The organism is Stutzerimonas stutzeri KOS6 (assembly GCF_000307775.2).
Classification (GTDB): Bacteria; Pseudomonadota; Gammaproteobacteria; order Pseudomonadales; family Pseudomonadaceae; genus Stutzerimonas; species Stutzerimonas stutzeri_B.
Map to the genome: position 1 here is coordinate 782,718 of NZ_KK020675.1, position 22,007 is coordinate 804,724.

A 22,007-nucleotide genomic window follows, 5' to 3' on the forward strand; every position below is an offset into this window, starting at 1 on the left:
TCAGGATCGGTTCGAGGCAGTATGCGTCGCACCTGGCTCGCCCTGTAGTTCACGCACCGCGATGTATCGCTCGCTTCGACGCGTCCGGTCCAGAACCTGGCCGACGAGCTGACCGCAAGCCGCGTCGATGTCTTCGCCGCGGGTGGTACGCACCGTCACATTGTGCCCACCTTTGTGCAGGATGTCCTGAAAACGGCGAATGGCATTGTTGCTCGGCCGTTCATATCCGGAATGAGGGAAGGGATTGAACGGGATCAGATTGATCTTGCATGGAATGTCCGCCAGCAGCGCGATCATCTGCTCGGCGTGCTCGGGCTGGTCGTTGATACCCTTGAGCAGCGTGTATTCGACGGTCAGCACGCGCTTCTCGCCGAGCCTGGAGATGTAACGCTTGCACGCCGCGAGCAGGACATCCAGCGGATATTTCTTGTTGATCGGCACCAGTTGGTCGCGCAAGGCATCATTGGGCGCATGCAGCGACAGCGCCAGGGACACGTCAATGACCTTGGCCAGCTCGTCGATCATCGGCAGGACACCGGAGGTCGACAGGGTCACCTTGCGCTTGGAAATACCGTAACCGAGGTCGTCCATCATGATGTGCATGGCGGCGACCACGTTGTCGAAATTCAGCAGCGGCTCACCCATCCCCATCATCACGACGTTGGTGATTGCGCGATCGATTTTCGCTGGGACGGAGCCGAATGATTTGTTGGCAATCCAGACCTGCCCGATTACCTCGGCCGCTGTCAGGTTGCTGTTGAAGCCTTGTTTGCCGGTGGAGCAGAAACTGCAATCCAGCGCACACCCGGCCTGGGAGGACACGCATAGCGTTCCACGCCCGCCTTGCGGAATATACACCGTCTCCACGCAGCTGCCCGAAGCGACGCGCACGACCCATTTGCGGGTGCCGTCGCTGGAGATGTCTTCACTGACGACCTCCGGGCCGCGAATCTCGGCGCAGGCCTTGAGCTTTTCGCGCAGGGCCTTGCCGAGATTGCTCATGGCGTCGAAATCATCGACACCAAAATGGTGAATCCACTTCATCACCTGACCGGCGCGAAAACGCTTCTCCCCGATGGACTCGAAGAAGCTCTCCAGTTGCGACTGGGTAAGCCCGAGCAGATTCACTTTACCGGTCGTGGCAATCATTGAATTCACCTTCGCTCAATCAGCGAATGCGTGCGCACACTTCGGTGGCAGCGAAGAAATAAGCGATTTCACGGGCAGCGGAAGCTTCCGAGTCGGAACCGTGCACAGCGTTCTCGTCGATGGAAACGGCGAAATCGGCGCGGATGGTGCCGGCAGCCGCTTCCTTCGGGTTGGTGGCGCCCATCAGCTCACGGTTCTTGGCGATGGCGTCTTCGCCTTCCAGGACCTGAACGATGACCGGGCCGGAAGTCATGAAGGCAACCAGGTCCTTGAAGAAGCCACGCTCGCTGTGCTCGGCGTAGAAGCCAGCCGCTTCGCGCTCGGACAGTTGCACCATCTTGGAAGCGACGACGCGCAGGCCGGCCTTCTCGAAACGGGTGGTGATTTCGCCGATGACGTTCTTGGCGACAGCGTCAGGCTTGATGATGGAGAAGGTGCGTTGCAGGGCCATGTAGGACTCCAAAACTGATGGGTTAAAGCGAACGAGTAAACCCGCGGATTATACGCGGGTTCGTGTCAAAACATAAGGGTAGAGGCAGGCACGGGACCAGCCAGGTGACGGCATGACGTGCAGCGATCCCCACAGGAGGCGCCGCAACGCCGGACCTATTCGGCCTCTTCGATCCAGGCAGCCTGAATGGCTTCCAGCACCTTTTCGCCACCTCGGCGTGGCTCATCGACAAAATCAGGCAAGTCCAGCACCCAGCGATGCAGGTCAACGAAGTTCACGAAGCGCGGATCGACATCGGCCTTGCGCTCAGCCAGCTCGATGGCAATTTCCTGCACATCAGTCCATTTCAGCTGCATGATCGCCCCTCAATGCCCTTCGGAAACCTGGTTGATGGTGTACTTCGGTATTTCCACCACGAGATCGGCGTCCGCCACGACCGCCTGACAGGACAGACGCGAGTTCGGCTCCAGCCCCCAGGCCTTGTCGAGCATGTCGTCCTCGAGCTCATCGGAAGCGTCGAGCGAATCGAACCCCTCCCGCACCACCACGTGACAGGTGGTGCAGGCACAGGATTTCTCACAGGCATGCTCGATATCGATACCGTTGCGCAGCGCGGCATCCAGCACCGTCTCGCCCGCTTGAGCCTCGATCACGGCGCCTTCGGGGCAATGCTCTGAATTTGGCAGAAAAATGATTTGCGGCATCCGGGTCAATCCTCGATATCGTTTAGCCGCCGCCCGGCCAGCGCGGCCTTGACGGTGGAGTCCAGCCGACGCGCGGCAAATGCATCGGTAATCTGGCTCAGACGCTTGGTCTGACGCTCTATGGCAGCGATGTCCTGACTATCGAGCAGCACGCGCAACTCGCTCATCTGCTGCTCGATCGCCTCGCGCTCCTCGACAGAAAGCAAGCGGTCACCATCGGCAACCAGGGCCGCCTCGACGGCCTCCAGCAGACGCTGGGCGTCGACCAGTTGCTCTCTCAAGGCGCGCGCATGCCGATCATCGTCCGCCTTGCGGAACGAGTCCTCGAGCATCCTCGCTATCTCGCCATCGGTCAGACCGTAGGACGGCTTGACCTGAATGCTGGCCTCCACACCGGACGCCAGCTCGCGGGCGGAAACACTGAGCAGGCCATCGGCATCGACCTGGAAGGTCACGCGAATCTTGGCCGCCCCGGCAACCATCGGCGGAATGCCGCGCAGTTCGAAACGGGCCAGCGAACGGCAATCGGCGATCAGCTCGCGCTCACCCTGCAGCACATGAATCATCATGGCCGACTGGCCATCCTTGTAGGTGGTGAAGTCCTGCGCGCGGGCAACCGGAATCGTGGTGTTGCGCGGAATGATCTTCTCCATCAGCCCGCCCATGGTTTCCAACCCCAGTGACAGGGGGATCACATCGAGCAGGAGCAGCTCTTCGCCGTCACGGTTGTTGCCCGCCAGCGTCTCGGCCTGAATCGCCGCACCAATGGCCACGACCTGATCGGGATCGATGTCGGTGAGCGGCTCGCGTCCAAACAGCTGCCCCACTGCCGTGCGGACCTTCGGCACGCGCGTCGAACCACCGACCATGACCACGGCCGTGATCTCCTCCAGCTCGACACCGGAGTCACGCACAGCGCGCCGGCACGATTTGAGGCTACGGGCGATCATCGGCTCGACCAGGGCATCGAATGTCTCTCGACGCAACTCCCCCGCCCAGCCGGCATAAGCGATGGCGGCCGCATCGGCAGCACTGAGGCGTTCCTTGGCATCGCAGGCAATCTTCAGCAGTTCGCGCTGCTTTCCTGGCTCGAGATCCCCCGAAACGCCTGCCTGCTCGAGAATCCAGCCAGCCACAGCATGATCGAAATCATCGCCACCCAGCGCGGTATCGCCACCGGTGGCCAATACTTCGAAGACACCCTTGGTCAGCCGCAGGATGGAAATGTCGAATGTGCCACCGCCCAGATCATAGATGGCGACCACGCCTTCGGCCTGCCGATCGAGTCCGTAGGCAACGGCTGCAGCGGTCGGCTCGTTGAGCAGGCGCAGCACATTGAGCCCGGCGATACGCGCGGCATCCTTGGTCGCCTGACGCTGGGCATCATCGAAGTAGGCCGGCACGGTTATCACCGCACCAACCAGGTCACCACCCAGAGTCGACTCAGCTCGCTGACGCAGCGTGCGAAGAATTTCGGCAGAAACCTCCACAGGGCTCTTGGCACCCTGAACCGTCTCGATGAACGGCATCTGCGACTCGGCTTCACGGAAGCGATAGGGCAACTGCTCGCCCAGCTGCTTCACGTCGGCAAGACCACGCCCCATCAGACGCTTGACCGAACTGATGGTATTGAAGGGGTCCGTCGCAGCAGCGAGCCTGGCCTGCGCACCGACCTCGACGTGATCGGCGTGGTAGCGTACGACCGAAGGCAGGATCACCTGCCCGTCGGCATCGGCCAGCGGCGCGGTAATGCCGCTGCGCAGCGCAGCGACCAGGGAGTTGGTAGTACCCAGGTCTATTCCGACAGCCAGGCGTCGCTGATGAGGCTGAGGGCTTTGTCCGGGCTCGGCAATCTGAAGTAAGGCCATGTCTGTCTGATATCGGGCGCAACGCAGGACGTTGCGCGGGGTTAATCGTCGAGGCGCTCTTCGAGTTGGCGCACTTCCTGAGTCAGCTTGTCGAGAAACTGCATGCGCCGAACCAGACGCTCGGCATCGGTGCGACTGGTCGGCTCCCGCCAGATGCGTGCGAACTCCTCGTTGAGCCCCTGCTGAGCAAGCTTCAAACGCGCCTTGAACGCCGCCACGCCAGCCAGATCCGCCTGCTCGTGCAAGTCTTCGAGCTCCTCCCGCCACTGCATCTGCTGCATGAGGAAGGCCGGATCCTGGACGGTGGCCTCCAGCGGCACTTCATGACCCTCGATTGCAAGCAAATAGCGCGCGCGGCGGCTCGGGCTCTTCAGCGTCTGGTAGGCCTCGTTGAGATTTGCCGAGCGCTCCAGTGCCTGACGCTGCTCGCTTTCGCCAGCATCGGCAAAGCGGTCCGGATGAACCTGGCGGGCAAGCTCGCGATAACGGTCGGCGAGCAGAGCAAGATCGAGCTCGAACTCAGGCTTCAGGTCGAACAACGCAAAATGGCAAGGAGTTCCCACGGCACCCTCAGATATTGAAGCTCTCGCCGCAGCCACACTCGCCGCGCACGTTCGGGTTGTTGAACTTGAAGCCCTCGTTGAGGCCCTCACGAACGAAGTCGAGCTCGGTTCCGTCAAGATACACAAGGCTTTTGGGATCGATGATCACCCTCACCCCATGACTTTCGAACACAGCATCTTCGGCTGCAGTTTCGTCGACGAACTCGAGCACGTAAGCCAATCCGGAGCAACCGGTGGTGCGCACTCCCAGCCTCACGCCCACACCCCTACCCCGTCCATCCAGCGAGCGGCGGACATGCTGGGCTGCAGCGGGCGTCATGGTGATAGCCATCGCAACCTACCTCCTTAAAGCAGACCTTTCTTCTCGCGATAATCGCGCACGGCTGCCTTGATCGCATCTTCGGCCAGCACCGAGCAGTGAATCTTGACTGGCGGCAGCGCCAGCTCTTCAGCCAGCTGCGTGTTCTTGATGGTTTCGGCCTCTTCGAGCGTCTTGCCTTTCATCCACTCGGTTGCCAGCGAACTGGACGCGATAGCGGAACCGCAACCGTAGGTCTTGAACTTGGCATCTTCGATCACGCCCTGCTCGTTGACCTTGATCTGCAGGCGCATCACATCCCCACAGGCCGGCGCGCCAACCATGCCGGTACCGATGCTCGGATCTTCCGCGTCGAACTTGCCGACGTTGCGCGGGTTTTCGTAGTGGTCGATGACCTTATCGCTGTATGCCATGGTGAAATCCTCTCTAGATCAGGCTATGCGGCTCGACGCCGGTCAGTGGGCCTGCCACTCGACCTTGGAAATATCGACGCCTTCTTTGAACATGTCCCACAGGGGCGAAAGCTCTCGCAGCTTGGTCACGGCCTCGCATACTTTCTGCGCTGCGTAGTCGATTTCTTCCTCGGTCGTGAATCGGCCAAAGGTGAAACGAATGGAGCTGTGCGCCAGTTCGTCGTTGCGGCCCAGCGCACGCAATACATACGACGGCTCAAGCGACGCGGAGGTGCACGCAGAACCGGAAGAGACAGCCAGATCCTTGAGCGCCATGATCAGCGACTCGCCCTCAACATAGTTGAAGCTGAGATTGAGATTGTGCGGAACCCGGGCAGTCATGCTGCCGTTGACGTACAGCTCTTCCAGATGCTCGACCTGCTTGAAGAAGCGATCGCGCAGCGTCCGGACGCGCTCGTTTTCCTGAGCCATTTCCACCTTCGCAAGATGGAAGGCTTCACCCATGCCAACCAGCTGATGGGTGGCCAGGGTACCGGAGCGCATGCCCCGCTCGTGACCGCCACCATGCATCTGGGCTTCCAGACGCACACGCGGCTTGCGGCGAACATAGAGCGCACCGACACCTTTCGGCCCGTAGGTCTTGTGCGCCGAGAAGGACATCAGATCGACCTTCAGTTTTTCCAGATCGATCTCCACCTTGCCGGTGGACTGGGCCGCATCGACATGGAACAGGATGCCGCGGGCGCGTGTGAGCTCGCCGATGGCCGCGATGTCGTTGATGGTGCCGATCTCGTTGTTCACATGCATCACCGACACGAGAATGGTGTCGTCACGCAGCGCCGCCTCGACCATCTCGGGCGTAACGAGGCCGTCTTCACCCGGCTCGATGTAAGTGACTTCGAACCCCTCACGCTCGAGCTGGCGAGTGGTATCAAGTACCGCCTTGTGCTCGATCTTGGTGGTAACGATGTGCTTGCCCTTCGACGCGTAGAAATGCGCCACACCCTTGATGGCCAGGTTGTCCGACTCTGTCGCACCCGAGGTCCAGACGATCTCGCGCGGATCGGCGTTGACCAGCTCGGCCACCTGGCGACGTGCATTCTCCGCCGCCTCCTCGGCCTTCCAGCCGAAGGCATGAGAACGCGAGGCCGGATTACCGAAATTGCCTTCATTCGTAAGGCACTCGATCATCTTGGCGGCGACGCGTGAATCCACCGGGGTGGTCGCAGAATAGTCCAGGTAAATCGGCAATTTCATTCAGATATCTCCTATCAGGCAGTCGCCCTGCTCATTCGACGGCGGACGCTTCTATCTTGTCCATCTGCGGCAACTTACCGCCGGCCTTGCGCATGTCCTGGCGCAGGGCGACTTGTTGCACGTCCTGGCGATTGACCAGGTCGGCCAGACTGATGCCGCTGAGGAATTCGTGGATCCGATCACTGAGGTCACACCACAGATGATGGGTAAGACAGGTGTCGCCGGAGTGACATCCACCCAGCCCCTGGCAGCGCGTAGCATCGACCGACTCATTGACTGCATCGATCACCTGAGCCACCTGGATACCGGCCATGTCGCGCGAGAGCTGATAGCCCCCACCAGGACCACGCACACTGGTAACCAGGCTGCTGCGACGAAGCTTCGCGAACAGTTGTTCGAGATAAGAAAGCGAAATTCCCTGCCGCTCGGAAATGTCGGCCAGGGAAACCGGCCCATGCTGCGCATGCAACGCCAGATCGAGCATGGCAGTGACGGCATAACGGCCTTTGGTGGTTAATCGCATCGGTCTGCACCAAGCATTACGGTTTGATGCGATTATGCAATTCCCGAGTATTTAAGTCAACTATAAGACCTATTAAATCAGTCAGGCTTTACTCGCTGCGCACTCGGAATTACCTGCCAACCGACAACCGCGGCCGAATGATATCAGCTGCGACCGGACCCCGCACTTCAGGTGCGCGGCTCACCATCAGACTTCACCTCGACGAAGTCCTCTTCGCGCAACTCGGGGAGCTCCTTGGCGCAGTAGTCGCTGCCTAACGCCTTGAGCGCACCACACATACCCTCCAGCCGCTCCTCCACCGCCTGCACATGATCGAGCAACTGGCCGATTGCCCGCGCAACCGGATCAGGCATGTCTTCGCTGACGCCATAGGCATCGAAGCCGATCTTCTCTGCAATGGCCTTGCGCCTGGCCTCCTGCTCGTCATTGGTCTTGACGATGATGCGCCCGGGAATTCCCACGGCAGTGGCACCGGGCGGCACTTCGCGAGTGACCACCGCATTGGAACCGATCTTCGCGCCCGCGCCGACAGTGAAGGGGCCGAGAATCTTGGCGCCCGCCCCGACGATCACCCCATCCTCAAGCGTGGGATGTCGCTTACCCTTGTTCCAACTGGTGCCGCCGAGCGTCACGCCGTGATAGAGCGTCACGTCATCACCGATCTCCGCCGTCTCCCCGATCACGATACCCATCCCGTGATCGATGAAGAAACGGCGCCCGATCCTCGCGCCGGGGTGGATTTCGATTCCGGTCAGCCAGCGCGCGAGATTCGAGGACATGCGCGCCAGCCACTTCCAATCGTGCAACCACAACCAATGCGAGAGCCGGTGAATCCAGATGGCATGCAAGCCCGGATAGCAGGTCAGGACTTCGAACGCATTGCGTGCCGCCGGATCGCGATGAAATACGCTCTGGATATCTTCGCGCATGCGTTCGAACATCAATCATTTCTCCGCTTGTGAGGCTCGCCGCGAGCGGCCTTCTGTGTTTCGGTGAGAATACCGCGCAAGATGTTCATTTCCAGCTTGCTGATACCACTGCGCCCGTAGAGCCGGCGCAAGCGTGGCATCAGGTGCCGCGGCTTGGCAGGATCGAGAAAACCGATATCGACCAGAGTCTGCTCGAGGTGGCCGAAATAGTTCTCCAGCTCATCGACGGTAACCGGCTGAGCGTCCAGCATCGCGGTGGTTTCCAGCTTCTCCACCTTGGTCGGGCGACCTTCGGCAGCCAGCCAGGCCATGCGCACTTCGTAACTCAGCACCTGCACGGCCGCTGCAAGATTCAACGAACTGAATTCGGGATCAGAGGGAATGTGCACATGAAACTGGCAGCGCTGCAGCTCTTCATTGGTCAACCCGGCATATTCGCGACCAAAAACCAGCGCCACTTCACTTCCCGAAGCGGCCTGCTCCACCGATACTGACGCGCATTCGCGAGGGTCGAGTAGCGGCCAGGGAATGCGCCGATCACGCGCACTGGTGCCAAGCACCAGGCTGCAGCCGACCAATGCCTGTTCCAGCGTATCGACGACCTGTGCGGCGTCGAGAATGTCGGTTGCGCCGGACGCCCGGGCGACGGCATCGGAGCTCGGAAAGTCTTCCGGATCGACCAGCACCAGCCGCGACAGTCCCATGTTCTTCATGGCACGGGCAGCGCCACCGATGTTGCCGGCGTGACTGGTATTGACCAGCACCACACGAATGTTCTGCAACGACACAATGATTCTCTGCCTGAAAGCGAGCGGAAAGCTTACAGGAAGCAGCGCTCGATCCGCCATCCGCGCCCCTGCTGGTGGCGCCGGTGCCCCTACATGCAACGGCGCTTTCCTGATAGAATTTCGCGCTTTCTTTAACGACCAGGTAATTGATCCATGCAGCCCATGCTGAATATCGCGCTGCGCGCCGCCCGCAGCGCCGGCGAACTGATTGTCCGTTCCACCGATCGCCTGGACACAATCTCGGTCAACGAGAAAGAAGCGAAGGATTACGTCACCGAAATCGACAAGGCCGCCGAACAATGCATCATCAATGCATTGCGCAAGGCCTACCCGAATCACGGCATCCTTGGCGAGGAAGGCGGGCTGCTCGAAGGAACCGGTGATGGCGCCGATTACCTGTGGATCATCGACCCGCTGGACGGCACCACCAACTTCGTTCGCGGCATACCGCACTACGCCGTCAGCATCGCCTGCAAATATCGTGGACGCCTGGAACACGCCGTCATTATCGACCCTGTACGCCAGGAAGAATTCACCGCCAGCCGCGGCCGCGGCGCAGCCCTGAACGGCCGGCGCCTGCGTGTCAGCTCGCGCAAGAGCCTGGACGGCGCACTGCTCGGCACCGGCTTTCCGTTCAAGGATGGCCAGATGGACAACCTGGACAGCTACCTGAACATGTTCCGCAGCCTGGTCGGCCAGACCTCCGGCCTACGTCGCGCCGGCGCTGCCAGCCTCGACCTGGCCTATGTCGCCGCAGGCCGCTTCGACGCGTTCTGGGAGTTCGGCCTCTCCGAGTGGGATATGGCGGCAGGCGCACTGCTGATCCAGGAAGCCGGTGGCCTGGTGAGCGACTTCAGCGGCGGGCACGACTTCCTGGAAAAGGGGCAGATCGTTGCCGGCAACACCAAATGCTTCAAGGCGGTACTGACCACGATCCAGCCATATCTGACGCCTTCCCTGAAGCGCTGAGAATGGTAGCGATAAAAAACGCCCCAATGGGGCGTTTCTTTTTGCACGACCGCTCAACTCACTGCTGCGACAGCAACAACTGCCCATCCTGCACCGGAATCTGGCTACCTGGATCGCGATCCATCCGCACACGACCGACCTTGCCGGCAAGGTCGTACTTCACGTCGTAGCCGACGATCTTGTCATGCGTATCGGTAACCGTGCTGCAACGCGTTTCGGTAGTGGTGTAGGTGCTGTTGGCCTGCATCCTACCCTGCACCTGATTGCCGGCGTAGCCGCCTCCGACCGCACCGGCGACCGTCGCAATCTTCTTGCCGGTGCCGCCACCGATTTGATTACCGAGCAGACCACCAACCACTGCCCCCACCGCCGTGCCTGCAATGCGATGCTGATCCTGTGCTGGTTTCTGCCGAGTGACCGTGACGTCCTTGCAGACTTCACGCGGAGTCCGAATAGTTTCCTTGATGGGCTCCACTGCCAGCACCTCGGCGAATTTCGGCCCGCGATCAACCAGACTATAAGTAGCGAAAGCGCCGCCAGCCGTGGCGACCACCACTCCAAGTGCCGTACCGACCAACATGGACTTGTTCACTGTGACTTCCTCTTCCTTCGGGCTGCGCCCGCTCCGCAGCCTTGGACTACTCCAGGCTGCGGAAGTTCGAAGAAGATCAGGGACGCTCGTCCGCTTCCTCTTCCACCACTGGCGGAATCAGGTCATCACGGGTGAGCTTCAGCCAGACGAGCAGCATGCCTGCGACATAGACCGACGAGTAGGTGCCCGCCCCTACGCCGATCAACAGCGCCAGTGAGAAGCCCCACAGATTCTCGCCACCAAAAACCATGAGCGCGCCAACCGCCAGCAGCGTGGATACCGAAGTAGCCATGGTGCGCAGCAAGGTTTGCGTGGTGGAGATATTGATGTTTTCCAGCAGCTCCGCCTTGCGCAGCATGCGGAAGTTCTCGCGGATTCGGTCAAAGATGACGATCGTGTCGTTCAGCGAATAACCGATCACCGCCAGCACTGCGGCAAGCACGGTCAGATCGAACGAGATCTGGAAGAAGGAAAACACGCCCAGCACGACGATCACGTCGTGGAAGAGCGACAGCACGGCCCCCAGACCGAACTTCCACTGAAAGCGGAAGGCCACGTAAACCAGAATGCCGCCGAGCGCGAGCAGCATGCCGAGGCCGCCCTGGTCACGCAGCTCTTCGCCCACCGCAGGCCCGACGAACTCGACTCGCTTGACGCTGACCGAGTTGGCACTGTCGGCGCTGCGCAAAGCGTCAGCGATGCGCTCACCCAGCTGCGGATCATCACCCGGCATGCGTACCAGCACGTCAGTGGTCGCACCGAAGCTCTGCACCACAGCGTCAGCAAACCCGGATTGCTCCAACTGCCCACGCACCTGTTCGAGTTCAACCGGGCGCTCATAGCCGAGTTCGATCAGCGTACCGCCGGTAAAATCGAGGCCGAAATTGAGCCCCTTTACCGCCAGACTCGCCAGCGAGGCGACCGTTAGAAGCACGGTGAGGGCAAATGCCGCATGCCGAACGCCCATGAAATTGATTACGCGTTTCATCGTGCTAGCCCCTTAAATCCACAGCTTCTTGAGATCGCGGCCACCGTAGATCAGGTTGACCATGGCCCGCGTCACGATGATTGCAGTGAACATCGACGTCAGAATGCCGATCGACAGAGTAACCGCAAAGCCCTTGATGGGGCCGGTCCCCATGGCGAACAGAATGCCGCCAACCAGCAACGTGGTCAGGTTGCCATCGACGATCGCCGAAAACGCCCGATCGAAGCCCTCATGAATGGCACGCTGGATCGACATGCCATTGGCGATCTCCTCCCGGATTCGCGAGAAGATGAGGACGTTCGCGTCCACCGCCATACCCATGGTCAGCACGATACCCGCGATACCCGGCAAGGTGAGCGTGGCATTGAGCATCGACATCAACGCCGTGAGCACGACCATGTTGAATAGCAAGGCAACTGTCGCCAGAAGGCCGAAGAACTTGTAAATCACCACCATGAAGATGGCGACGAAGAGGAAGCCCCACATCGCGGCCTGGACGCCCAGCTTGATGTTCTCTGCACCGAGACTCGGCCCGATCGTGCGCTCTTCGGCGAAGTACATCGGCGCTGCCAGACCGCCCGCACGCAACAGCAAGGCAAGCTCGGACGATTCACCCTGACCGTCGAGGCCGGTGATGCGGAACTGACTGCCGAGCGGCGACTGGATGGTCGCCAGACTGATGATCTTTTTCTCTTCCTGGAAGGTCTCGACCCGCACTTCCTGCTCGACGCCGTCGACAACCTGCCGTACGTAGCGGGTCATCGGCCGCTGCTCGATGAAGATCACCGCCATGCTGCGCCCAACGTTGCTGCGCGTGGCACGATTCATCAGATCGCCGCCGTGTCCGTCGAGGCGAATATTGACCTGTGGGCGACCGTTTTCGTCGTAGCTGGCCTGAGCGTCGGTCACCTGATCACCAGTAATGATCAGCGTGCGCTCCAACTGAACCGGCGGACGACCCTCCTCGCGAAACTCGAACGACTCGGTGGACGCACGCGATGCGTCGGATTCAGCGGCGAGGCGGAATTCCAGGTTCGCGGTCTTGCCAAGAATGCGCTTGGCTTCGGCGGTATCCTGCACGCCTGGCAGCTCAACCACGATGCGATTGGCGCCCTGGCGCTGCACCAGCGGTTCGGCCACGCCCAGCTCGTTGACCCGGTTACGCACCGTAGTCAGGTTCTGCTTGATCGAATACTCGCGAATCTCCGCCAACTTGGCCTCGGTCAGCGTCAGGCGCAACACGTATTGCCCGTTACGCTCGCTGGTCGTCAGCTCGAAGTCAGTGAAATTCTTGCGAATCAGCGACTGCGCATTGCCGAGCGTAGCCTCGTCGGCGAAGCCCAGCTGCACGGCGTCCTTCAGATTCGGCAGACTGCGATAACGGACGCGCTCCTTGCGCAACAGGCTCTTCACCTCGCCTTCGGACACGTTCAGGCGCGTCTCGACGGCCTTATCCATGTCGACTTCCAACAGGAAGTGCACACCGCCGGAAAGGTCCAGGCCCAGCTTCATCGGACTTGCGCCAAGGTTGCGCAGCCAGTCCGGGGTGGTCGGCGCGAGGTTCAGCGCAACGACGTAGGCATCGCCTAGCGTGCGGCGGACGATGTCCTTCGCAGGCAGCTGATCGTCCTGACGCTCGAGGCGGACAAGGCCACCACGACCCTGCTCATCCAGCGACGCGGACTTGACCGCGATACCGCCCTCCTCAAGCGCCTTGCTGATGCGCTCGAGGTCTGCCGCTCCGATTTCCTGCGCCGTGCTGGCGCCGGTAACCTGGATTGCAGGATCGTCCGGATAGAGATTGGGCGCCGAGTAAACGAAGGCGACCGCGAGCACTGCCAGAATCAGCAGGTATTTCCAGAGTGGGAATCTATTGAGCATGACGCAGCCCGTTTAATGAACGCGGGGCGCCTTGCGCGCCCCGTCGGTGTTGAATGAAGTCAGCTCAGATGGCTTTCAGAGTGCCCTTGGGCAACGTTGCGGCGATCGCCACTTTCTGGAACTTCAGCTCAACGTTGTCGGACACTTCGATCACCACGAAATCATCGGCGACCTTGGTGACCTTGCCGGCGATACCGCCGGAGGTGACCACCTCGTCGCCCTTCTGCAGGCCGGCGATCAGGTTCTTGTGTTCCTTGGCACGCTTGGACTGGGGGCGCCAGATCATCAGGTAGAAGATGACCAGAAAACCGACCAGAAAGACCCACTCGAAACCGGTGCCGGCAGGACCAGCGGCAGCCTCCTGGGCATAGGCGGCGGGAATCAGAAAGCTCATGTAGCACTCCTGTTGCAGAAAGGATTGTTTTGTTCTGGCACGTCACGCAAGCGGCGGCGTTGGCAGACCGCGCTTGGCATAAAAGGCGTCGACAAAGGCCGCCAATGTACCCTGTTGAATAGCATCGCGTAAACCAGCCATCACCCGCTGGTAATGCCGCAGGTTGTGGATGGTATTCAACATGCTACCGAGCATTTCACCGCATTTATCCAGATGATGCAGATAGGCCCGCGAGAAGTGTTTGCAGGTGTAACAATCGCAGCCCGGATCCAGCGGCGAGTCGTCGTGCTTGTGCACGGCATTGCGGATCTTGATCACGCCGGTATCGACGAACAAGTGACCGTTTCGCGCATTGCGCGTGGGCATGACGCAATCGAACATGTCGACACCGCGCCGCACGCCCTCGACCAGATCCTCGGGCTTGCCCACCCCCATCAGATAACGCGGCTTGTCAGCCGGCATCTGCGGCGGCAGGAAGTCCAGCACGCGGATCATCTCTTCCTTGGGCTCGCCCACCGAAAGCCCGCCGATCGCCAGGCCGTCGAAGCCAATCTCGCACAAGCCTTCCAGCGAGCGCATCCGCAGCGATTCGTGCATGCCGCCCTGAACGATGCCGAACAACGCCGCCGGGCTGTCGCCATGGGCGACCTTCGAGCGCTGGGCCCAGCGCAGCGACAGCTCCATCGAGCGACGCGCCACGTCTTCATCGGCTGGATAAGGCGTGCACTCGTCGAAGATCATCACGATGTCCGAGCCGAGGTCGCGCTGCACCTGCATGGACTCCTCGGGCCCCATGAACACCTTGGCGCCGTCCACCGGCGAGGCAAAATAGACGCCTTCTTCCTTGATCTTGCGCATCGCCCCCAAACTGAACACCTGGAAGCCACCGGAATCAGTGAGAATCGGTCCCTGCCACTGCATGAAGTCATGCAGATCGCCGTGACGCTTGATGACCTCGGTTCCAGGGCGCAACCACAGGTGGAACGTATTGCCCAGAATGATCTGCGCCCCGATGGCCTCGATGTCGCGCGGCAGCATGCCCTTTACGGTGCCGTAGGTACCCACCGGCATGAATGCAGGGGTTTCGACCGTTCCACGCGGAAAGGTCAGACGCCCCCGCCGTGCCTTGCCATCGGTGGCAAGCAGCTCGAAGGACATGTGGCAGGAGCGACTCATTGATTTTCCTCGGGACCGCGCGCAGCGGGATTTCGGGTAATGAACATGGCATCGCCATAACTGAAGAAGCGATAGCCCTGGGCCACGGCCTCGGCGTACGCGGCCATGGTTTCCGGGTAGCCGGCGAAGGCGGAAACCAGCATCAGCAGCGTGGACTCGGGCAAATGGAAATTGGTCACCAGGGCATCCACCACATGGAAGGCCTTGCCTGGATAAATGAAGATGTCGGTATCACCGCTGAACGGCTTCAACTCACCATCACGCGCCGCCGTTTCCAGCGAACGCACGCTGGTCGTGCCGACGGCAATCACCCGACCGCCACGCGCTCGGCATGCCGCAACGGCATCGACCACCGCCTGCGTCACCTCCAGCCACTCGCGGTGCATGTGGTGCTCTTCAATACGCTCAACGCGCACGGGCTGGAAGGTACCGGCGCCGACGTGCAGCGTGACGTAGGCGGTTTCCACACCGCCGTCACGAAGCGCCTGCAGCAGTGCCTCATCGAAGTGCAGTCCCGCTGTAGGCGCCGCCACGGCTCCGGCGCGCTGGGCATAGACAGTCTGGTAGCGCTCGCGATCGGCGATGTCGTCAGCCCTGTCTATATAAGGAGGCAACGGCATGTGGCCGATACGCTCGAGCAGCGGCAGTACATCCTCGTCGAAAGCGAGCTCGAACAGCGCGTCGTGCCGGGCGATCATCTCGACCTCCCCGCCCCCGTCCAGCAAAATCCTCGCCCCGACCTTGGGCGACTTGCTCGAGCGGATATGCGCCAGAACGCTACGACTACCCAGCACTCGCTCGACAAGAACCTCCAGCTTGCCGCCGGTGGCTTTCCGACCGAACAGCCGCGCCGGAATCACCCGGGTATCGTTGAAAACCATCAGGTCGCCCGGCCGGACGTACTCGAGCAGGTCGGCAAACTGACGATGCGACAACTGGCCGGTCTCACCCTCGAGCACCAGCAATCGACTTGCGCGGCGCTCGGCCAGAGGGTGCCGGGCGATCAGGGCGTCGGGAAGCTGGAAGGAAAAATCGGCGACTTGCATGATCAGGTTCGGGACGCGGAAAGGGCGCAAATATTATCTGAAACACGTCGATCTGGCCACGCCAAACGATTGACCACCGCCTACGGCATCCCTATACTGCGCCGCCACTGTGCCTCGATGGCGGAATCGGTAGACGCAGCGGATTCAAAATCCGCCGTTGGTAACAACGTGAGAGTTCGAGTCTCTCTCGAGGCACCATCAGTGAATCGCTAAGATGCAGGCCGGTCATCGAACCTGTGATCATATGGCAGCAAGGCGATGGCCTACGCTGCGATGCTTGGGCGAAAGCAGCGCTGCACCTGTCGTCACTCGACATGACGCACCAGCAGCAAGACCGATCATTGCTTCACCGCGTATCCGCAGACTGACGTCCGATACCGACTCAGCCCGCCAGCGGCCCCGACCCTGTCGCAACAGTGAGTCGCAGCCGCCTCAAAAAAGCGCAGAATTGGCGCCGCCTGAACAGGCAAATTCTATGGCTCCGAGGGCTTGGCATTCCCTGGCGAGTTATCGTAGAGTGTGCCCACTGTGTTTGCATGGGTCGCTGTTGAATCGTGACCTGGTGCAGTAGATCTTCAGATCCGCTACTCCGCTCGACTCTCTTACTCCTTGCAACCAGTTCCAGCTTCCTGCTCTGCGGGGGCAATTCTACTTTTGAGTTTCAAGGATACAAAGACATGTCGAATCGTCAGAACGGTACCGTCAAGTGGTTTAACGACGAGAAAGGTTTTGGTTTCATCACTCCCGAGAGCGGTCCGGATCTGTTCGTGCACTTCCGCGCGATCGAAGGCAACGGCTTCAAGAGCCTGAAAGAAGGCCAGAAAGTCAGCTTCATCGCAGTGCAAGGTCAAAAGGGCATGCAGGCAGACCAGGTTCAGATCCTGGGCTAAGCCTCCTCTCCGAAAGCCCCTGATGGCAACATCAGGGGCTTTTTTATGCGCGCGATTCCGTAGAATGCTCCACCCGACCACTCATCGAGATACGTAATGCGCCGACACCTGCTAAGCCCGCAGGGCCAATTCCCCGCAGCCGGCCTGCTGCGCCGGCTAGCGGCCATGTTCTACGACAGCCTGCTGTGCATCGCACTGATGATGGTGATCACCCTGCTCTACCAGCAGGTGCTGCTGCGCCTGCTCTACGGCAGCGAGCAGCTCAAGGCGCTGGCCGACACCGGTGGACTGGACATCGACCCGCTCTTGTCGACTTTGCTGCTGTTCTGCCTGTTCGGCTTCTTTGCGAAGTTCTGGACCCATAACGGCCAGACACTGGGCATGCAGGTCTGGGGCATACGCATCCAGAATGCCGACGGCAGCGCCATCGACCTGTGGCAGGCACTGCTGCGCTTCCTGATCGCGATCATCTCCTGGCTTTGCCTGGGAATGGGCTACTGGTGGATGCTGGTGGACAAGCGCAAGCGCACCTGGCACGACATCTATTCCGAGAGCCAGGCCGTCCAGCTCCCGAAGAATATCCATAAGAAATAGCGACAAGCCGGGATTCGCTCCCGACGCGAGGAGCCTTTCGAGCGTTCCTTGCAGCTTTGCTGCCGTTCTTATCCCGCCCGGCGCAGCAGCCAGATACCAACCAGCGCGCAAGCACCGGCCGGCAACACCACGGCAAGCAATGGCGAGAAGCCGAACACCTGGCTTGCCGGGCCAAGCAGATCCTGAATGATGCGGAAGACGAAGCCGACCACAACGCCGGTAAAGATTCGCTGCCCGAGCGTCACGGAACGCAGCGGCCCGAAGATGAAGGAAATTGCCAGCAAGACCAGCGCAACGGTGACCGCGGGTTGCAGAAGCTTGGTCCAGAAAGCCAGCCAGTAACGCGCATTGTTCAGGCCCTGCTCACCCAGATAGTGGATATAGCGCCACAGACCGGTGATGGACAGCGCCTCGGGCTCCATTACCACCGTGCCGAGCAGCTGCGGAGTCAGCTGCACGTCCCAACGCTCGTCCTTCGCGCGCACCACCTCGGTGTGGTCGCCACGAAAATGCGTGGTCGAAATATTTTCGAGCCGCCAGTAATCCTCCTGATAGCTGGCACGGCGAGCAAAACTGGACGACAGCAGACGACGTTCATCGTCGAAGCGATAACGCGTCACCCCGACCAGAACCCCACCGGGCTGCACCGCATTGACATGGACGAACTCGTTTTCCTGCCGATGCCAGAGACCACGCTTGCTGCTCTGCGCCTCACCCTCCCCCTGCGCCAGTGAGCGCCGGGCCTGGGCGATGTCCTCCGCCCAGGGCGCCGCGTATTCGCCGATCAGGATGCCGGCCACCAGCAGCACCAGCATCGGCTTCATCACCGCCAGCACGATACGCCCCAGCGAGACTCCGGCAGCCCGCATGACAGTCAGCTCGCTGCTGCTGGCGAGCGTGCCAAGGCCGATCAGGCAACCGATCAACGCCGCCATCGGCAGCATTTCGTAAAGCCGACGCGGCGACGTCAGCAGCACGTACTCGAGGGCATCGGTCAGACCGTACCCACCCTGCACATCACCCAGCTCGTCGATGAAGGCGAACAGCAGTGCCAGGCCGACGATGATGCCCAACACACTGAGAATGGCAAAAAAGACATGGACGCCAATATAGCGATCGAGCTTAACCACGAGCCACCTCCCGCTGCACGCGGCGTTTAGTCATTCGCAACCTGATCGGCTCCCAGAAAAGCAGCAGCAGGCCTATCGCCAGAAACAGGCCATGCACCCACCACAGCCCCAGTGCCATTGGCATACGCCCCTTGTCCAGCGCACCACGGGCGGCGATCAACAGCGCCAGATAGGTCATGTACAGGAGAATCGCGGGCAACAACTTGAGAAAGCGCCCCTGCCGCGGATTTACCTTTGCCAGCGGTACGGCAAGCACCGTGACGATGAACACCAGCAGCGGAAGCGACAGACGCCACTGCAGCTCGGTCTGATGACGAATATTGTCGCTACCCAGCAACTCACGGGTCGGCAACGCCTCGCGCTCACTCAACTCGGCGGCCACTTCCGGCTTGGGCAGCAGCACCCCATAGGTGTCGTACTGGATCGCACGGTAGTCGGCCTGCCCCGGATTGCCATCGTAGCGATAGCCATTCTCGAGAATCAGGTAGCGACTGCCATCGGGCTGGATTTCCTGCCGCCCGCTTTCGGCCACCAGCACCGATAGCCCGCTCTGCTTGCCGGTCTCGCGCGACACGCTGGTTTCGGAAATGAATACCCCGCCCAGTTCGCTGCGGTCTGCCGACAACTCACGGGTATAGGTTACCCGCGAGCCACCACGCAGCGTCTGGAAGCGGCCGGGCACCAGGGTGTCGAATTCGGTCAGCGAATCCTGCTGATTGAGAATGCGCTCGACCTCGGCAATTCCCTGCGGAGCCAGGCCCAGGCTCAGCCAACCGACCAGCGCCGCGACCAACGCAGCCGGCGCCAGGCTGTAACACAACAGGCGCCGCTGACTCATGCCCGTGGCGGACAGCACGGTCATCTCGCTTTCCAGATACAAGCGCCCGTAGGCCAGCAGGATGCCGAGGAACAGCCCGAGCGGCAGGATCAGCTGCAGGAAACCGGGCAGACGAAAGCCCATGATCAGCAGCAGCACGCCGGGATCGAGCACCCCCTGCGCGGCCTGGGCCAGGTACTTGATGAAACGGCCGCTCATGATGATCACCAGCAGCACGGCGCTGACCGCGCTCATGGTGACCAGCAGCTCTCGGGACAGGTAACGAAAGACGATCAAACCAGACACTCCAGGGTTGTCAGGCTCTGGCGGCAACGCTCAAACTAGCCGCCAGTTGCCGGCCTGCCGCAGCAGACCGTTGGAAATGGGTAATAGCGAACCGGCCGGACGCGGATGGCCGCGTCGTCACGATCACTGCAAGCGCGGTCGATCGCAACGTTTCTAGCCTAGTGCAGTCGTCAGCAACGACCGAACAGGCGAACCACCGGAAAAATCGGCCCGGCATTATCCTGCAAACCCGACTCTTTGTCTTGGGGACACCACGTCATGGAATTCGTTGTCAAAAGCGCCAAAGCTTCCACCCAGAAGACCGCCACCCTGATTCTGCCGCTTGCCGATGACTGCCTTCTCGGCAGCGTCGCGCAGAGCGTAGACAGCACCAGCGGCGGCGCGCTCAGCGCTGCGCTCAAGCGTGGCGACATCCAGGGCAAGGCGGGTCAGACCCTGCTTTTGCACGGCCTGCCAGGCCTCAAGGCCGAGCGCGTGCTGCTGGTCGGGATCGGCAAGACCGACGAGCTGGACAGCCGCCAGTGGCGCAAGATTGCCAATGCCGCGCTCGCCGCAATCAAGAACCTCGGCGGCGGCGATGCTGCCTTCGCCATGCAGGACGTCCAGGTCAAGGGCCGCGACAGCCATGCCAGCACCCGCCTGCTGGTGGAAATCCTGGCTGACGGCCAGTATGTCTTCGACCGCTTCAAGAGCAAGAAGGCCGAGCCCCGCGCGCTGCAGAAGATCATCCTGCTCTGCGACAAGGCCGAGCAACCTGCCGTGGAGCGTGCGGCACGCGAAGCCTCGGCGATCGCCACCGGCATGGCTTTCACTCGCGACCTCGGCAATCTGCCGCCGAACGTGTGCCATCCGACCTACATCGCCGATCAGGCGAAGCAGATGAGCAAGGCCTACAAGGGCCTCAAGGTCGACGTACTCGACGAGAAGAAGCTGCGTGACCTGGGCGCCGGCGCGTTCCTCGCGGTATCCCAGGGCAGCGATCAGCCGGGCTGCATCATCGTCATGCAGTACAGCGGCGGCAAGAAGGGTGACAAGCCCTACGCACTGGTGGGCAAGGGCATCACCTTCGACACCGGCGGCATCAGCCTCAAGCCAGGCCTCGGCATGGACGAGATGAAGTACGACATGGGTGGCGCCGCCAGCGTGCTCGGCACCCTCAAGGCCGTGCTCGAACTGCAGCTGCCAATCAACCTTGTGTGCCTGCTGGCCTGCGCCGAGAACATGCCCAGCGGCGGCGCTACTCGCCCGGGCGACATCGTCACCACCATGAGCGGGCAGACCGTGGAAATCCTCAACACCGACGCCGAAGGTCGTCTGGTGCTGTGCGATGCCCTGACCTACGCCGAGCGCTTCGAGCCCCGCGCAGTCATCGATGTTGCCACCCTGACCGGTGCCTGCATCGTCGCGCTGGGCAGCAATACTTCCGGCCTGCTGGGCAACGACGACGCGCTGATGCAGCAACTGCTGCAGGCGGGTGAAAGCGCTGCCGACCGCGCCTGGCAACTGCCGCTGTTCGACGAGTATCAGGAACAGCTGGACAGCCCCTTCGCCGACATCGCCAACATCGGCGGGCCGAAGGCGGGCACCATCACTGCCGCCTGCTTCCTCTCGCGCTTCACCAAGAAGTACCCCTGGGCACATCTGGATATCGCTGGCACGGCCTGGATCAGTGGCGGCAAGGAAAAGGGCGCCACTGGCCGCCCCGTGCCCCTGCTGACCCAGTACCTGCTGGATCGGATCAGCTGAGATGCGCTCGATCGTCGTGCATGATTCCATCGGCCGCAGCCACCTCGCGTGGCCCGGCCCGGGTGGAACGCGCCCATGACGCGTGTCGAGTTCTACGTGCTGCCGGACGACAACCCGCTCGGCCGCCTGCGGGCGGCCTGCCAGCTGGCGGCCAAGGGTTGGCAGCACGGCATGCAGGTGTTCATCCGCTGCGCTGACGAGACACAATCCAGCCAGCTGGATGAGCTGCTCTGGAGCTTTCGCGCCGAGCGCTTCATTCCTCATGGGCAGCACGCCGACGATCCGCAGGTCCCCGTGGTCATCGGCCTCGAGCAGGCGCCTGCGTTTGCCCAGGGCCTCCTGATCAACCTGGCGTCGACGCTTTCGTCACACATCGACCGGTTCAGCCGAGTCATCGAGATCGTCAACCAGGAGCCTCAGTTGCTGACCGCCTGCCGGGAGAATTTCCGCCTGTATCGACGCCAGGGCTATGATCCGCAAAGAGTCGAGCTCTAGCAGGTCGACCTTCCTCATT

25 protein-coding genes and 1 tRNA gene are annotated in these 22,007 nt (G+C 61.2%); 6 read left to right on the forward strand and 20 right to left on the reverse strand.

Going from position 1 to position 22,007, the window contains the following annotated elements; translation table 11 throughout:
- From rlmN to trmJ, 12 genes are all read right to left on the reverse strand, one after another.
- Positions 1-1,149, reverse strand: a complete 1,149-nt coding sequence (gene rlmN / locus B597_RS27615; RefSeq protein WP_003295995.1) for a dual-specificity RNA methyltransferase RlmN — start codon at positions 1,147-1,149, stop codon at positions 1-3.
- A gap of 19 nt (positions 1,150-1,168) precedes the next feature.
- Positions 1,169-1,600 carry a nucleoside-diphosphate kinase gene (ndk, locus tag B597_RS27620; RefSeq protein WP_003284654.1) on the reverse strand — a complete coding sequence of 144 codons (432 nt, stop codon included), beginning with the start codon at positions 1,598-1,600 and terminating at the stop codon, positions 1,169-1,171.
- Positions 1,601-1,755: 155 nt separating this feature from the next.
- On the reverse strand, positions 1,756-1,956 hold the full coding sequence (iscX, locus tag B597_RS27625) for a Fe-S cluster assembly protein IscX (protein ID WP_003295997.1): 201 nt from the start codon (positions 1,954-1,956) through the stop codon (positions 1,756-1,758).
- Between the two features lie 9 nt (positions 1,957-1,965).
- Positions 1,966-2,304: an ISC system 2Fe-2S type ferredoxin gene (fdx, locus tag B597_RS27630; RefSeq protein WP_003295998.1), complete on the reverse strand. Its 339-nt coding sequence runs from the start codon at positions 2,302-2,304 to the stop codon at positions 1,966-1,968.
- Positions 2,305-2,309: 5 nt separating this feature from the next.
- The gene (hscA, locus tag B597_RS27635) at positions 2,310-4,172 is read right to left on the reverse strand and encodes a Fe-S protein assembly chaperone HscA (RefSeq protein WP_003295999.1); all 1,863 of its coding nucleotides are present in this window, start codon (positions 4,170-4,172) and stop codon (positions 2,310-2,312) included.
- A gap of 41 nt (positions 4,173-4,213) precedes the next feature.
- The gene (gene hscB / locus B597_RS27640; RefSeq protein WP_003296000.1) at positions 4,214-4,735 is read right to left on the reverse strand and encodes a co-chaperone HscB; all 522 of its coding nucleotides are present in this window, start codon (positions 4,733-4,735) and stop codon (positions 4,214-4,216) included.
- Between the two features lie 7 nt (positions 4,736-4,742).
- Positions 4,743-5,066, reverse strand: coding sequence for an iron-sulfur cluster assembly protein IscA (iscA, locus tag B597_RS27645; protein WP_003296002.1), 324 nt, complete (start codon positions 5,064-5,066; stop codon positions 4,743-4,745).
- Positions 5,067-5,080: 14 nt separating this feature from the next.
- Positions 5,081-5,467, reverse strand: coding sequence for a Fe-S cluster assembly scaffold IscU (gene iscU, locus B597_RS27650; RefSeq protein ID WP_003284664.1), 387 nt, complete (start codon positions 5,465-5,467; stop codon positions 5,081-5,083).
- 42 nt (positions 5,468-5,509) lie between these two features.
- On the reverse strand, positions 5,510-6,724 hold the full coding sequence (locus B597_RS27655) for an IscS subfamily cysteine desulfurase (RefSeq protein WP_003296005.1): 1,215 nt from the start codon (positions 6,722-6,724) through the stop codon (positions 5,510-5,512).
- A 31-nt stretch (positions 6,725-6,755) separates the two neighbouring features.
- A complete protein-coding gene (gene iscR / locus B597_RS27660; protein WP_024161701.1) occupies positions 6,756-7,247 on the reverse strand; it encodes a Fe-S cluster assembly transcriptional regulator IscR in 492 nt (163 codons plus the stop codon).
- Between the two features lie 167 nt (positions 7,248-7,414).
- Positions 7,415-8,188: a serine O-acetyltransferase gene (gene cysE, locus B597_RS27665; protein WP_003296009.1), complete on the reverse strand. Its 774-nt coding sequence runs from the start codon at positions 8,186-8,188 to the stop codon at positions 7,415-7,417.
- Positions 8,188-9,024 (reverse strand): tRNA (cytosine(32)/uridine(32)-2'-O)-methyltransferase TrmJ, encoded by an 837-nt coding sequence (gene trmJ, locus B597_RS27670; protein ID WP_003296011.1) that lies wholly within the window; start codon positions 9,022-9,024, stop codon positions 8,188-8,190. The genes cysE and trmJ overlap by 1 nt, the downstream gene beginning before the upstream one ends.
- A gap of 93 nt (positions 9,025-9,117) precedes the next feature.
- Here trmJ and suhB point away from each other — a divergent pair, with 93 nt between their 5' ends.
- Positions 9,118-9,933 (forward strand): type III secretion system regulator SuhB, encoded by an 816-nt coding sequence (suhB, locus tag B597_RS27675; protein WP_003296012.1) that lies wholly within the window; start codon positions 9,118-9,120, stop codon positions 9,931-9,933.
- 58 nt (positions 9,934-9,991) lie between these two features.
- On the opposite strand, the gene B597_RS27680 is transcribed toward suhB, so the two are convergent.
- From B597_RS27680 to queA, 6 genes are all read right to left on the reverse strand, one after another.
- A complete protein-coding gene (locus tag B597_RS27680; protein ID WP_003296014.1) occupies positions 9,992-10,525 on the reverse strand; it encodes a glycine zipper 2TM domain-containing protein in 534 nt (177 codons plus the stop codon).
- A gap of 76 nt (positions 10,526-10,601) precedes the next feature.
- Positions 10,602-11,513, reverse strand: a complete 912-nt coding sequence (secF, locus tag B597_RS27685; RefSeq protein WP_003296016.1) for a protein translocase subunit SecF — start codon at positions 11,511-11,513, stop codon at positions 10,602-10,604.
- Positions 11,514-11,525: 12 nt separating this feature from the next.
- Positions 11,526-13,394: a protein translocase subunit SecD gene (gene secD / locus B597_RS27690; RefSeq protein WP_003296018.1), complete on the reverse strand. Its 1,869-nt coding sequence runs from the start codon at positions 13,392-13,394 to the stop codon at positions 11,526-11,528.
- 64 nt (positions 13,395-13,458) lie between these two features.
- On the reverse strand, positions 13,459-13,788 hold the full coding sequence (gene yajC / locus B597_RS27695) for a preprotein translocase subunit YajC (RefSeq protein WP_003296020.1): 330 nt from the start codon (positions 13,786-13,788) through the stop codon (positions 13,459-13,461).
- A 42-nt stretch (positions 13,789-13,830) separates the two neighbouring features.
- Positions 13,831-14,946, reverse strand: coding sequence for a tRNA guanosine(34) transglycosylase Tgt (tgt, locus tag B597_RS27700; RefSeq protein WP_003296022.1), 1,116 nt, complete (start codon positions 14,944-14,946; stop codon positions 13,831-13,833).
- Positions 14,947-14,960: 14 nt separating this feature from the next.
- Entirely contained in the window at positions 14,961-16,010 is a 1,050-nt protein-coding gene (queA, locus tag B597_RS27705) for a tRNA preQ1(34) S-adenosylmethionine ribosyltransferase-isomerase QueA (protein WP_003296024.1), read from the reverse strand.
- A gap of 111 nt (positions 16,011-16,121) precedes the next feature.
- Here queA and B597_RS27710 point away from each other — a divergent pair.
- From B597_RS27710 to B597_RS27720, 3 genes are all read left to right on the forward strand, one after another.
- Positions 16,122-16,208 (forward strand) — tRNA-Leu (locus B597_RS27710).
- A gap of 479 nt (positions 16,209-16,687) precedes the next feature.
- Positions 16,688-16,900, forward strand: coding sequence for a cold-shock protein (locus tag B597_RS27715; RefSeq protein WP_003246255.1), 213 nt, complete (start codon positions 16,688-16,690; stop codon positions 16,898-16,900).
- A gap of 96 nt (positions 16,901-16,996) precedes the next feature.
- Positions 16,997-17,494: an RDD family protein gene (locus tag B597_RS27720; RefSeq protein ID WP_003296026.1), complete on the forward strand. Its 498-nt coding sequence runs from the start codon at positions 16,997-16,999 to the stop codon at positions 17,492-17,494.
- A gap of 68 nt (positions 17,495-17,562) precedes the next feature.
- On the opposite strand, the gene lptG is transcribed toward B597_RS27720, so the two are convergent.
- Together lptG and lptF are read right to left on the reverse strand one after the other, a co-directional pair.
- Entirely contained in the window at positions 17,563-18,624 is a 1,062-nt protein-coding gene (lptG, locus tag B597_RS27725) for an LPS export ABC transporter permease LptG (protein WP_003296027.1), read from the reverse strand.
- On the reverse strand, positions 18,617-19,738 hold the full coding sequence (gene lptF / locus B597_RS27730) for an LPS export ABC transporter permease LptF (protein ID WP_003296029.1): 1,122 nt from the start codon (positions 19,736-19,738) through the stop codon (positions 18,617-18,619). The genes lptG and lptF overlap by 8 nt, the downstream gene beginning before the upstream one ends.
- 267 nt (positions 19,739-20,005) lie before the next feature.
- On the opposite strand from lptF, the gene B597_RS27735 reads away from it, so the two are divergent.
- Together B597_RS27735 and B597_RS27740 are read left to right on the forward strand one after the other, a co-directional pair.
- Positions 20,006-21,493 (forward strand): leucyl aminopeptidase, encoded by a 1,488-nt coding sequence (locus B597_RS27735; protein ID WP_003296030.1) that lies wholly within the window; start codon positions 20,006-20,008, stop codon positions 21,491-21,493.
- A 75-nt stretch (positions 21,494-21,568) separates the two neighbouring features.
- The gene (locus B597_RS27740) at positions 21,569-21,988 is read left to right on the forward strand and encodes a DNA polymerase III subunit chi (protein ID WP_003296031.1); all 420 of its coding nucleotides are present in this window, start codon (positions 21,569-21,571) and stop codon (positions 21,986-21,988) included.
- The last annotated feature ends 19 nt before the right edge of the window (positions 21,989-22,007 follow it).